The sequence below is a fragment of the Achromobacter sp. 413638 genome, assembly GCF_043119405.1.
Classification (GTDB): domain Bacteria; phylum Pseudomonadota; class Gammaproteobacteria; order Burkholderiales; family Burkholderiaceae_B; genus Achromobacter.
On record NZ_JBICCO010000040.1, the window covers coordinates 40,847 to 52,406 of the forward strand.

An 11,560-nucleotide genomic window follows, 5' to 3' on the forward strand; every position below is an offset into this window, starting at 1 on the left:
TCAGCGGTCGTTCAATACCGTGCTGTCCAGTGCCAGGGGCTTGCCGGCATAGACGCGGCCAAAGCGGTTCTGCAGCAGGTTCTCCAGCGCGATCATCTCCTGCCCGACAAAACCGCGTTGCGGCAGCGCGCCCTGCGTCACCAGGTCCAGCGCCGCGCAGATGCCGGCGGCGGTCGACAGCTGGATGGCGCTGAGCCGGTGGCCGTCCACGTCGGCGCCGAACACGCGGATCGGATACGACTCTTCTTCAAGCCGGCCGTGGCGGTGGCCGCTGGCCGAGGCCAGGATCACGATCACGTCCTGCTCGGTGGTGGGGATGGCGGTCTCGAAGATGTCCTTGAGCAGGTCGCGCCGGTCGCGCAGCCGCAGGTCGTTGAGCAGCAGCTTCATCAGATTGCAGTGGCCCGGGTAGCGCACCGACTTGTAGTCCACGTTGCGCGCGCTGCCCAGCAGGGTGGCGGGCAGGGTGCCCAGTCCGCCGGAGGTGTTGAAGGCTTCGTACTCGACGCCGTCCAGCGCGAAGGTCTCATAGCCTTCCAGCGCGGGCACGCTGCTGAGCTGGCCGTCGACGATGGCCTCGCAGGGATTGCAGTATTCGTTGATCAGCCCTTCCGTGCTCCACGTCAGGTTGTAGCGCAGGCTGTTGGACGGATAGCGCGGCAGCGCGCCCACGCGCATGCGCAGGTCCAGCAGCGTGTCGAAGCGGCGCGCCAGCGCGTTGCCGACGATGCCGATGAAGCCGGGCGCCAGGCCGCATTGCGGCATGAGCACGCTGCGCGCGTCGGCCGCCAGCGCCTGGATGGCGTGGGTGCTGGCTACGTCCTCGGTCAGGTCGAAATAGTGCACGCCGGCCTTGGCGCACAGGCCCGCGACCGCGATCGCGCGGTGGAAAGGCAAGGCGTTGAGCACCGCATGGCGGCCTTCAATGGCGCGCGCCAGCGCGTCGTCATCCGGGATCAACCGGGTTTCACAGCCCAGTTCGGCCACGGCGGCGAGCCGGGCCGGATCCTGGTCGGCCACCAGGACCGAATAGTCGCCGCTGCGTTCCAGCATCAGGGCGATGGCGAAACCGATTTTTCCGGCGCCCAGCAACAGGACGGGTTTGGTGGCGGTGGACATGAGGCGTCTCCTGCGGATAGGGAGCGGGTTGGGATGGCCTCATGCTATGCCTGGGTGCTGTCGATTTGTAGAGCACAAAACGCCGTAACGGCTATATGTAACGTTGTTTCGACGAAATCAGACATCAAATCGACAAAAACAAAGCCCTTCCGCCTTGCGGCGGAAGGGCTTTGCTGCGCCTGGGCCGGACCCGTGAGGGAAGGTCCGGCGCGCGGCGGTTGGATCAGCTGCCCAGGGGCGGGTAGTCCAGGTTGCCGTAGGTCACCAGGCCGGCCGTCTTGGCTTGGGCCAGTTCGTTCTGGACTTCGGCGCGGCTCAGCGTGCTGGCGTGCGACTGGGCGACGGGCGGGTAGTCCAGGTTGCCGAAGGTGACGACGCCGGCGGTCTTGGCTTCAGCCAGCTGGGCTTGCACTTGCTGCGAGCTCAGGCTCGATGCCTGGGCGATGGGGGCGGGGTAGCCTTCTTCGCCGAAGGTGTATTGACCCGAGACCTTGGCTTGTTGCAGCTCGGCCTGGACCTGGGCGCGCGACGGGCCCGTTTCAGCGGCTTGGGCGCCGGCGGCGATGACGGACATGGACAGCATCAAAGCGGTAGCAAGGGTTTTCATAGCAGACCTCCATTTGTCTTGAGCTTGGGATCCGAACCTCGGGCCTGATTGCGGGGGGTTCGCTTGCTGTGTCCCGATGAGATGCATTCTGTGCTCAATGTCTCCCCGGATAAACCCTGATTCCCTGAAAACATCTTTCCAAAATCTGTACTAATGAAGATAGATTTCACCAAATGGATCCATAGGTGGTGATATTTCCAATGAATGACACGTAAGGGATCCGCGATGCCGGGCGGGCCTCTGTCGTGTTGGAACGCAGGGATGGGGGGCGGGCGGCTGGATGACCGCCGGCAGGCTTCAAGCTGGCGCGACGGTCGGCGCGTTCAGCGCCGCCTTGCCTCTTGCCGCCAATGCTGGCGCGGGCGCTGCGGCAGCCATGCGGCGCCGACCGGCAATACCGGCCGGCGCCGAGCGCTGCGCGCAGTCGGGTTCAGCGGTTCAGGTCGGCCAGTGCGGCGTCGTATTCGGCGCGCGCTTCGTCCAGCTTGCGCTGGGCCTTGTCGATCCTTTCCGGCTTGCCCTTGGCGCGAGCCTGCTTGAGTTCGCCTTCGCGTTCGGCGACCTTGTTCTGTTTCTCGCGCACGTCGGCTTCGCGCTGGTTCTGCAGGCGGCTATCGGTGCAGTGCGCCTTGGCTTCGGCCAGCGCGCGGCGCAGGCCGGCTTCCTGGCGGCTGTTGCCGTGCGCCTGGGCCTGCGCGATGTCGTTTTCGATCTGGCAGAACTTGGCGGCGCAGCCACGCGCGGCCGAGCAGTCGGCCGCCTGGGCGGGGCCCGTGGCCAGCAGGGCAAGGGCGGCGGCCGTCATGAGCGTAGGGAACAGGGCACGCATGCGGAAAACTCCTGGATGATCGAAGGAGCTTTCATCATCGCGCGGCGCGAGGCGCCGGGCAATGTGCCCGGCGCAAAGCCGGCCGCGATTTCAGACGATGCTGATTGCTCAGCGGATCAAGGTGCCCGCCAGCGCGGCCGCGATCAACAGCGCGCCCAGCCACAGGTTGGCGCGGAACAGGCGGAAGTTGCGGGCGGGGTGCTGGATGTCGAAGACCTTGAGCTGCCAGGCCAGGTGCAGGGCCACGGCGGCGATGCCGACGTAATAGGCCCAGGACATACCGATGGCGTAGCCGCCCCAGGCCCACAGCGCCACGGTGGCCAGGTAGAAGCCGCCAATCCACAGCTTGCCCTGGTCGCCGAAACGCATGGCGGTGGAATGCAGGCCCAGGCTGCGGTCGTCGCGCACGTCCACGTAGGCGTAGATGCTGTCGTAGCCGACCTGCCACAGCACCGCGCCCAGCCACATGGCCACGGCGGCCAGCGGCAGGTGGTTCTGCGTGTCGGACCAGGCCATCAGCATGCCCCAGTTGAAGCATATGCCCAGCACTACCTGCGGCCAGTAGGTCACGCGCTTGCACAACGGATAGACAAAGACGAAGGGCAGCACCGCCACCGCCAGCCAGCGGCTCATGTCGTTCAGGAAGAACAGCAGCGAGCCGCAGACCAGCAGCTGGCCGATCAGGAACGCCACCGCCTGGCGCATGCTCAGCTGCCCGCTGGTCAGGGGGCGAAAGCGCGTGCGCTCGACGTGCTTATCGAAGTTGCGGTCGCACATGTCGTTGACCGTGCAGCCGATGCCGCGCATCAGCAGCGCGCCCAGCGAGAACACGATCAGCCGTTGCAGGTCAGGCAGCCCGCCCGCAGCCTGGACCAGCGCGGCGATACAGGGCAGCAGCGTCAGCCAGGTGCCGATGGGCCGGTCCAGCCGGCACAGGCGCGCATAGGGACGCCAGGACTTGGGCAGCCAGCGTTCGACCCAGTCGGTGAAGACGATGTCGCTGAGGTCGACGGGGGATTGGGGCGAGGCGCTCACTGTCACGGGCTTGAGGAAGGGGGAAAACCGACAGCATAAAACAACAACGGCCGGGCATCTGCCCGGCCGTGACTTCGATACCGCAGGTGGGCTTACCTTACACAGCCTCTTTCAGAAGCTTGCCGAGGATGGCGATGCCCGTGCGGATCTTGTCTTCCGGCACCGTGGCGAAGCTCAGGCGCAGGGTGTTGGCACGGCCGCCGCCGCTGTAGAACGGCGCGCCCGGCACGAAGGCCACGTTCTGGGCGATGGCCTTTTCCAGCAGCTTGGCGCTGTCCATGTGCTCGGGCAGCGTGACCCAGATGAACATGCCGCCTTCCGGCTTGGTCCAGCTGACGCTGGCCGGGAATTCCTTCTGGATGGCGTCCAGCATGCAGCTGCCCTGCGCGCGGTAGATCTCGCGCACGTTGGGCAGGTGCTCTTCCAGGAAGCCGTCCTTGACGATCTCGTACACGGCCATCTGCGTCAGCGTGGGCGTGTGCAGGTCGGTCGCCTGCTTGGCTTGCACCAGCTTGTTGATGATGGGGCGCGCGGCGGCGATGAAGCCCAGGCGCAGGCCGGGGGCCAGCACCTTCGAGAACGTGCCCAGCCGGATGACGTTGGCGCCGTATTCGGCGGCCAGCGTCAAGAGGCCCGGCTGCGGTTCGCCCGCGTAGCGCAGCTCGCCGTAGGGATCGTCTTCGATGATGGTCAGGTTCAGCTCGGCGGCGCGCTTGACCAGCGCGATGCGGCGTTCCAGGTTGAGCGTGCGGCCGGTGGGGTTCTGGAAGTTGGGCAGCGCGTAGAGGAAGCGCGCGCCGCTGGCCAGCTCGGGCGTGATGGCCTCGGGGATCAGACCGCCGTCATCGGTGGGCACCGGCACGTACTTGGGCTGGTACAGGCTGAACGATTGCAGCGCGCCCAGGTAGCTGGGGTCTTCGACCAGGATCTTGCTGTCCTTGTCGATCAGCACCTTGCCCAGCAGGTCCAGCGCCTGCTGCGAGCCGGACACGATCAGGACCTGGTCGGGCGACACGTCGGCGCCGGCGCGGGTCAGGTCTTCGGCGACCCACTTGCGCAGCGGCGCGTAGCCTTCGGTCGGGCCGTACTGCAGCGCGGCGCGCCCGTTGGTGGACAGGACCTTGTCGAACGCAGCGCGTACCACTTCTACCGGGAAGCCGCCGGGCGCAGGCAGGCCGCCGGCGAACGAAATGACTTCGGGCCGCTCGGTGACCTTGAGGATCTCGCGGATGGCGGAACTGGTGAGCTGCTGAGCGCGTTCCGAAAAGGAAAACGCAGGTTCGAAAGGCTTGTCCATGGATGGGCTTCTTGACCAAGAAGGGTTGAGAAAGGGACGCCGGCACGGGCGCCGGCGAAAATCTATTGTCACACAGGCGCGCGGGCCAGCCCCGTTTATGCCGGCGGGCCCTACAATCACTTGCACCGATAAGCGCCTGTACAGTTACATTTGCCTATGTTTGAAGCCGCCCCGATTTCCGCCGATTCCAAGCCCGCCCTGTACGCCGAGCTGGCCGCGCAGGCCCGCGCGCTGCTGGAAGGCGAACACGACCGCATCGCCAACGCCGCTAACCTGAGCGCGCTGGTCTACCAGGCCTTGCCGCAGCTGAACTGGGCGGGCTTCTATCTCTACGACGGCACCGAGCTGGTGCTGGGCCCGTTCCAGGGCAAGCCGGCCTGCGTGCGTATCCCGCTGAATCGCGGCGTGTGCGGCGCGGCCGCCAGCCAGCGGCGCACGCAGCGCGTGGCGGACGTGCATGCGTTTCCCGGCCACATCGCCTGCGACGCGGCTTCGCGTTCCGAGATCGTGGTGCCGCTGGTGCGCGACGGCGAGCTGATCGGCGTATGGGACGTGGACAGCCCGGTGCCCGACCGTTTCGACGCCGACGACCAGGCCGGCATGGAAGCGTTGTGCGCGATCTTCCTGGCCAGCCTGCGCTGAGCGTCCGTTGCGCAGGGGGCGGCCGACGCCGTTGACAGCCTGCCTGCCGCCCGGTAGATTTCCGCATCCGCGCATGCCGCGCGGCGCTTTCCGATTCATGATGATCCAGGCCATTCAATCCGCTGCCCCGTTCCGCGCCCTGTGCGTGGCGCTGGCTGCTGCCGGCCTGAAATCCAAAAAACAGCCGCTCATCTGACCGGAGCATGCTGTTCCGTCAGATGGGCGACGGAACAGCGGCCTTCCCGGCGGCGCATGGCGCCGCCCGCGACCTCCCAGCGCATTCCCGAGCACTTCTGTACGGTCCAACCACGGTCCATACCGAAGGAGTGTTCTCTCATGCCGACTCAAACATCCCCGTTCCAGGGCATCTGGATTCCCCTGGTCACGCCGTTCTCGGGCGGCGCCGTCGATGGCGGCGCGCTGCGCCGGCTGGTGCGCCACTACGCCGCGGCCGGCGTTGACGGCCTGGTCGTGTGCGGCAGCACCGGCGAGGCCGCGGCGCTGGACGACGCCGAGCAGCTGGCCGTGCTGGACGCGGTGCTGAACGTCGCCGACGGCCTGCCCGTGATGATGGGCCTGGCCGGCAACCACCAGGGCCATGTGCTGCGCCGCCTGTCGGCCTTCGGCACGCGGCCGCTGGCGGGCATCCTGGCGCCCGCGCCGTATTACGTGCGGCCCGGACAGGCCGGCGCGTCCGCCTATTTCCGTTGCCTGGCCGACGCCTCGCGCTTCCCGCTGGCGCTGTACGACATTCCCTACCGCACCGGCGCGGCGCTGGACACGGCCACGCTGCTGGAGCTGGCGGCGCACCCGAACATCGCCGCCATCAAGGACTGCGGCGGCTCGCTGGAAAAGACCGTGGCGTTGATCGCCGATGGCCGGCTGCAAGTGATGGCGGGCGAGGATTTGCAGACGCTGTCGACCTTGTGCCTGGGCGGTTCCGGCATCATCGCGGCCGCCGCGCACATCCGGCCCGACCTGTTCGTGGCGCTGTACCGCGCCGTGCGCGAGCAGCGGCTGGACCAGGCCCGCGCGCTGTTCCTGGCGCTGGCGCCGATGATCCAGCTGGCCTTCGCCGAACCCAATCCCGGACCCGTCAAGGCGCAGCTGGCGCGGCAGGGCCTGCTCACCGATGAGCTGCGCGCGCCCATGCCGGCGGCCAGCGCCGCGCTGGCGGACCGCCTGCAGGCGGCGGTGGCCGAGCTGGACCGCGCGTTTCCGCCGCGTTGAGCGCGGCGCGGGCGTCTGCCGGCCGCGCGGATGGGGCGTCCGGCAGGCTTTGTCCGCTTCGGATTCATTTGGTAATACATGCCTCCCCCGGATGCTGACGGATTGCTTATGATGCGGCCATTCTCCGGGTGAAATAAAAACTCCATGGCCCAAGCTTTTCAAGCCTTGTCCGTCTGGCAGGTCATGCTGGCGGGGCTGCTGTTTTTCGGCGGTATCTACCTGCTGTTCGGCGCTGCCACCTGGCTGCTGACGCATCACATCCTGCCCGCGCTCGGCATCGGGCGCCCGCTGGATCCGCGTCCGCTGGCGCCGGGGCAGCTGCGCCGCGAGCTGGCGCAGTCCGGCGTGTCGGTGCTGTTGTTCGGCACCGGCATGGTCTTTCCCTGGGGACTGCTGCAACTGGGCTGCGCGCATCTGGATCCGGACGCCAGCTGGCAGAAGATCACGCTGGAGATCCTGTTCCTGCTGGCCTGGAACGACGTGCACTTCTGGGTCAACCACCGCCTGTTGCACACCCGGCCGCTGCGGCGCTTTCACCTGCCGCATCACCGCTCGGTGGTGACCACGCCGTTCTCGACCTACAGCTTCCATCCGATCGAGGCGCTGATGCTGGGCAACGTGATCATGCTGCCCATGATGCTGCACGACTTCAGCTTCTGGTCGCTGGCCTCGGTGCCGCTGTTCAGCCTGTTCTTCAACTGTATCGGCCACGCCAACTACGATTTCTTCCCCAAGGTGTCCTATGCGCACTGGTTCGCAGCCAGCCGCCGGCACCATCTGCATCATGCCTGCTACAACGGCAACTATGGTTTCCAGTTCACCTTCATGGACCGGCTGTTCCGCACCCGGCTGAAGGCCGACGCGGCCGAGGCGCAGCTGCAGGCTCACCAGAAGCGAGAGTCGCTTGGCGGACGCGCGTAGCCGGCGTTTCTCGCTGCCCACGCTGCGCAACCGGCGCGACTGGCAGAGCCTGGCCTATCTGGCGGCGCTGCCTGCGCTGGCGGCCTGGCAATGGGTCCACGGCTTCTGGTGGCCGCTGTATGCGCTGATGCTGTTTCTCACGCTGGGCATCGGCGTGATCCACCACAACCACACGCACCTGCGCATGTGGCGCGGGCGCTGGGCCAACCGGGCCACGGATTTCTGGATCACGTTGCTGCAGGGACACCCCACCTTCGTGTTCTATCCGGCGCACGTGGCCAACCACCATCGCTACAAGCACGGTCCGGACGACCAGGCGCGCACCTATCGCTTCGGCGGCGACACCAATCATCTGTGGGGCTACCTGATCCATCCGGCGCAGGCGGTCTGGGTGCTGTATCCGCTGTTCTTCACCTGGCTGGGCCGGCTGCGCCGGCACTGGCCCGGCGCCTGGCGCTACTGCATGGCGCAGTACGGCGCCTGGCTGGGCCTGTGGGCGGGTCTGCTGGCGCTGAATCCGGCCAAGGCGCTGGTGTTCGTGATCGTGCCGCAGCTGCACGGCCTGCACTGGCTGCTGGCCACCAATTACCTGCAGCACGCGCACGCCGATGGCGGTCCCGGACGCGGCGCGGCGCTGAGCTATGCGCGCAATTTCGAGGGCCTGCTCAATCCGCTGCTGTTCAACATCGGCCTGCACACCGCGCATCACGAGCATTCGCGCGCGCACTGGGCCGAGCTGACCGAGCTGCACTACGGCCGTTACCGCGATCAAGTTCCCGCCGCGCTGAATGAAGGCGGCCTGGTCCCCTACATGTTCCGCGTTTTCGTGCTGGGCGCGTTCAGCCCGCGCTTCCGTACCCGTTCCCGCATGGCGGCCAAGCACATCCGCTAGGCCGCCACGCACATCACCAGAGGTCGTCATGCCCATCGCGTTTCATCGTGTCTACCTGGAAAGCGCCGGCTATTTCATGCCGGGCGAGCCCGTGTCCAATGACGATATGGACCGCTACATCGCGCCGCTGAACCGCATCTCGGGGCGCATCAAGCAGCGCATCCTGGCCGAGAACGGCATCAAGCAGCGCCATTACGCGATCGGCCCGGAAGGCGAAACCGTGTTCAGCAACGCGCAGCTCGCCGCCAACGCCATCCGCGACTGCCTTCGGCGCAACGAATCCGAGCTGGCCGATGTGTCGATGCTGGCCAGTGGCTCGTCGGGCGGCGATGCGCTGATGCCGGGCTTCGCCAACATGATCCAGGGCGAGATGGCCGCGCATCCGATGGAAACCCTGTCTGTGCATGGCATCTGCGCCGCCGGCGTGTCGGCCATCCAGGCGGCCGCGCAGGGCGTGGAACTGGGTGGGCACGCCAGCGCCCTGGCCGTGGCCAGCGAGCTGCCCTCGCGCCTGTTCAAGCGTTCGCGCTTCGCCGCGCGCGACTATGACGCCGATTTCGATGCGCACTTCCTGCGCTGGATGCTGTCCGACGGCGCCGGCGCGCTGCTGCTGGGCAACTCCGGCCGCGCGCTGCCGGGCATCTCGCGCGGCGTGCGCCTGCGGCTCAAGTGGGTGCACCAGCGCTCGTTCTCGGGCGACTATCCGGTCTGCATGCAGCTGGGCCTGTCGGCCGACCGCCAGCGCGGGCACCTGGACTACCCATCCTGGACCGACGCCGAGGCCGACGGCGCGCTGTCGCTGCGCCAGGACATCCGGCTGCTGCCGCACCTGTTCGACATCGGCATCCACGAATACGCCAAGCTGGTGCGCGATGGCTGGGTAGATCCGGACCAGATTGACCATTTCCTGTGCCATTACTCGTCCGAGAAATTCATTCCGGTGGTGGCCGACCTGCTGGACAAGGCCGGTCTGGCCATTCCGCGCGAGCGCTGGTTCAGCAATCTGGCGTGGCGCGGCAACACCGGCGCGGCGTCCATTCTCATCATGCTGGCCGAGTTCCTGGAAACGCGCGAGATCAAGCCGGGCGAGCAGCTGCTGTGCTACATCCCCGAGTCGGGTCGCTTCATGACCGCGTACATGCTGTTCGAGGCCGAGGCCGTGCATGAACAGCCCGCGCGGGCCGTCGCGTCCGCGAGCCCGGCGGCCGCGCAGCCGCACGACGCGCACAGCGCCGATGCCGACGCCATCGCCCCGCCGCACGATCCGGACAGCGCGCCGCAGGGCCTGGGCCAGCTGCTGACCGAGCTGGCCTCGATCTGGCATGACTACCGTTCGCGCGTCTGGCGCACGCCGGTGGTGCGGCGCTTGCGCGAGCGCCGTTTCCAGACCGCCGACTACCTGACCTGGATGGAAAGCTGGATCCCGCAGGTGCGCGAGGGCAGCAAGTGGATGCGCGAGGGCGCGGCCTCGCTGAGCGAGGCCTACCAGCCGCTGGCGGCGCTGATCGACGTGCACGCGGGCGAGGAACAGAACGACTTCAAGATCCTGTTCCAGGACTACCGCAACGCCGGCGGCCCGGTGGACGACATCGACGCGCTGCGCCGCAATCCCGGCGGCGAGGCGCTCAACGCCTACCTGCACAGCCTGGCCGCCACGCGCGATCCCATCGGCCTGCTCGGCGCGATCTACATCATCGAGGGCACCGGCCAGCGCATCGTGCCGGCCCTGCTGCCGCTGCTCAAGGCCAGCCTGCCGCTGCCGCCGGACGCCTTCCGTTTCCTGGAATACCATGGCCAGAACGACGAGCACCATCTGGCGCGCTGGCTGGCGGCGGTGGAGCTGGCGCTGGACTGCGACGAGGACGGCCGCGCCGAGCGGCGCATCGTGGACACCGCGCGCCGCACCGCCGCGCTCTACCTGATGCAATTCCATCACGTGATGGAGGACGAGGCGCAATGAAGCAAGAACCCGAGTTCCTGGCCAAGGCGCACGATCCGCTGGATCCCAGCCCCTGGCTGGCCCTGTACCTGGACCGCAGCACGCCGCTGCCGGACAAGGTCAAGAAAGCCTGGCTGACGGATTCGAGCAGCAGCTCGCGCCAATACCTGCTGCCCTTCCTGCGGCCGCTGGCGCGGGCCTTCATCGTGCTGATACAGGTGGTCAAGACCTTCGTGCCGCGGCGCTGGTCGCACTCGAAGCTGCTGCATCGCATCCTGGCCTGGGGCCTGAAACGCTTCGTCTCGCCCGAGGCCAACTGGCTGATCCTGCGGCACTTCCACCTGGGCGCGCAGATCCTGGCCTTCATCGCCGCCAATTCGCCGGTGCCGGTCAGCACCACGCCGCTGGAGCCGCGCGATATCGACGACCTGAAGGACGAACTGTTCGTCAAGCACGACCTGAATCTGTTCAACTTCGTCATCCGGCTCAACACCGCGCTGCGCGAGGCGGGCGTGGAGATGCACGCGCCCGAGCGGGTCGACTTCTCCATGATCCGCGATCCCGGGCTGTTGCTGGACGACATGCCGCAGGCGCGGCTGAACTTCCTGGACCTGCAAAGCGCCATCGAGCTGTTCACGCCGCTGTACCAGCTCATGCTCACCGACAACGACTTCTGGCGCGCGGCCAATTCGCTGCAGCTGGACGAGACCATCGGCATCTACGCGGCCAAGCTGCTGGGCGCGCCGCAGCACCTGATCCTGGTCAACAACAGCCATCCGCTGGTGCCGATGTCGACGCTGCGGGCCGGCTACCGGCTGGTGCTGCACGGCCTGTCCACCGAGATGCTGCACAGCCTGCTGATGGAGATGAAGGCGGCGCAGGACGGCGGCGATCCGCCCGCGCCCATCGCCTGAGCGACGGCTGCGCCGGTCGGACGTCATGTCCGGCCGGAGCGCCTGCCGTGCCCAGGCGGGTGATGGCAGCGCGCCTGGCCGGCCGGCGCGGGGGGGGGGGGGGGGGGGGGGGGTGGGGCGGGGGGGGGGGGGGGG

Annotated in this window: 11 protein-coding genes; 6 read left to right on the forward strand and 5 right to left on the reverse strand. The window is 67.5% G+C overall.

Annotated elements, in window-relative coordinates; translation table 11 throughout:
* From ACEU5R_RS17335 to ACEU5R_RS17355, 5 genes are all read right to left on the reverse strand, one after another.
* Positions 1-1,119: a saccharopine dehydrogenase NADP-binding domain-containing protein gene (locus ACEU5R_RS17335; RefSeq protein ID WP_392411037.1), complete on the reverse strand. Its 1,119-nt coding sequence runs from the start codon at positions 1,117-1,119 to the stop codon at positions 1-3.
* Positions 1,120-1,342: 223 nt separating this feature from the next.
* Positions 1,343-1,726 (reverse strand): DUF4148 domain-containing protein, encoded by a 384-nt coding sequence (locus ACEU5R_RS17340; RefSeq protein ID WP_103271680.1) that lies wholly within the window; start codon positions 1,724-1,726, stop codon positions 1,343-1,345.
* Positions 1,727-2,156: 430 nt separating this feature from the next.
* Positions 2,157-2,555, reverse strand: coding sequence for a DUF1090 domain-containing protein (locus ACEU5R_RS17345; RefSeq protein WP_392411039.1), 399 nt, complete (start codon positions 2,553-2,555; stop codon positions 2,157-2,159).
* Between the two features lie 108 nt (positions 2,556-2,663).
* Complete coding sequence (gene ubiA / locus ACEU5R_RS17350; RefSeq protein ID WP_103271678.1) at positions 2,664-3,590, reverse strand: 4-hydroxybenzoate octaprenyltransferase; 927 nt, start codon at positions 3,588-3,590, stop codon at positions 2,664-2,666.
* Between the two features lie 97 nt (positions 3,591-3,687).
* Positions 3,688-4,887, reverse strand: coding sequence for a PLP-dependent aminotransferase family protein (locus tag ACEU5R_RS17355; protein ID WP_392411040.1), 1,200 nt, complete (start codon positions 4,885-4,887; stop codon positions 3,688-3,690).
* 156 nt (positions 4,888-5,043) lie between these two features.
* Between ACEU5R_RS17355 and ACEU5R_RS17360 the strand changes: the two genes are divergently transcribed.
* From ACEU5R_RS17360 to ACEU5R_RS17385, 6 genes are all read left to right on the forward strand, one after another.
* Positions 5,044-5,529, forward strand: a complete 486-nt coding sequence (locus ACEU5R_RS17360) for a GAF domain-containing protein (RefSeq protein ID WP_212312715.1) — start codon at positions 5,044-5,046, stop codon at positions 5,527-5,529.
* 336 nt (positions 5,530-5,865) lie between these two features.
* A complete protein-coding gene (dapA, locus tag ACEU5R_RS17365; RefSeq protein WP_103271675.1) occupies positions 5,866-6,759 on the forward strand; it encodes a 4-hydroxy-tetrahydrodipicolinate synthase in 894 nt (297 codons plus the stop codon).
* 144 nt (positions 6,760-6,903) lie between these two features.
* Positions 6,904-7,680 (forward strand): sterol desaturase family protein, encoded by a 777-nt coding sequence (locus ACEU5R_RS17370; protein ID WP_392411041.1) that lies wholly within the window; start codon positions 6,904-6,906, stop codon positions 7,678-7,680.
* Positions 7,664-8,572, forward strand: coding sequence for a fatty acid desaturase (locus ACEU5R_RS17375; protein ID WP_103271673.1), 909 nt, complete (start codon positions 7,664-7,666; stop codon positions 8,570-8,572). The genes ACEU5R_RS17370 and ACEU5R_RS17375 overlap by 17 nt, the downstream gene beginning before the upstream one ends.
* Before the next feature lie 28 nt (positions 8,573-8,600).
* Complete coding sequence (locus tag ACEU5R_RS17380) at positions 8,601-10,532, forward strand: StlD/DarB family beta-ketosynthase (RefSeq protein ID WP_103271672.1); 1,932 nt, start codon at positions 8,601-8,603, stop codon at positions 10,530-10,532.
* Positions 10,529-11,425: a DUF6999 family protein gene (locus ACEU5R_RS17385; RefSeq protein ID WP_212312711.1), complete on the forward strand. Its 897-nt coding sequence runs from the start codon at positions 10,529-10,531 to the stop codon at positions 11,423-11,425. Before ACEU5R_RS17380 ends, ACEU5R_RS17385 begins: the two co-directional genes overlap by 4 nt.
* Positions 11,426-11,560 lie beyond the last annotated feature (135 nt).

Coding starts and splice junctions, on each gene's coding strand:
- ACEU5R_RS17335 (WP_392411037.1), bottom strand. CDS start 1,119: ATGTCCACCGCCACCAAACCCGTCCTGTTGCTGGGCGCCGGAAAAATC.
- ACEU5R_RS17340 (WP_103271680.1), bottom strand. CDS start 1,726: ATGAAAACCCTTGCTACCGCTTTGATGCTGTCCATGTCCGTCATCGCC.
- ACEU5R_RS17345 (WP_392411039.1), bottom strand. CDS start 2,555: ATGCGTGCCCTGTTCCCTACGCTCATGACGGCCGCCGCCCTTGCCCTG.
- ACEU5R_RS17355 (WP_392411040.1), bottom strand. CDS start 4,887: ATGGACAAGCCTTTCGAACCTGCGTTTTCCTTTTCGGAACGCGCTCAG.
- ACEU5R_RS17360 (WP_212312715.1), top strand. CDS start 5,044: ATGTTTGAAGCCGCCCCGATTTCCGCCGATTCCAAGCCCGCCCTGTAC.
- dapA (WP_103271675.1), top strand. CDS start 5,866: ATGCCGACTCAAACATCCCCGTTCCAGGGCATCTGGATTCCCCTGGTC.
- ACEU5R_RS17370 (WP_392411041.1), top strand. CDS start 6,904: ATGGCCCAAGCTTTTCAAGCCTTGTCCGTCTGGCAGGTCATGCTGGCG.
- ACEU5R_RS17380 (WP_103271672.1), top strand. CDS start 8,601: ATGCCCATCGCGTTTCATCGTGTCTACCTGGAAAGCGCCGGCTATTTC.
- ACEU5R_RS17385 (WP_212312711.1), top strand. CDS start 10,529: ATGAAGCAAGAACCCGAGTTCCTGGCCAAGGCGCACGATCCGCTGGAT.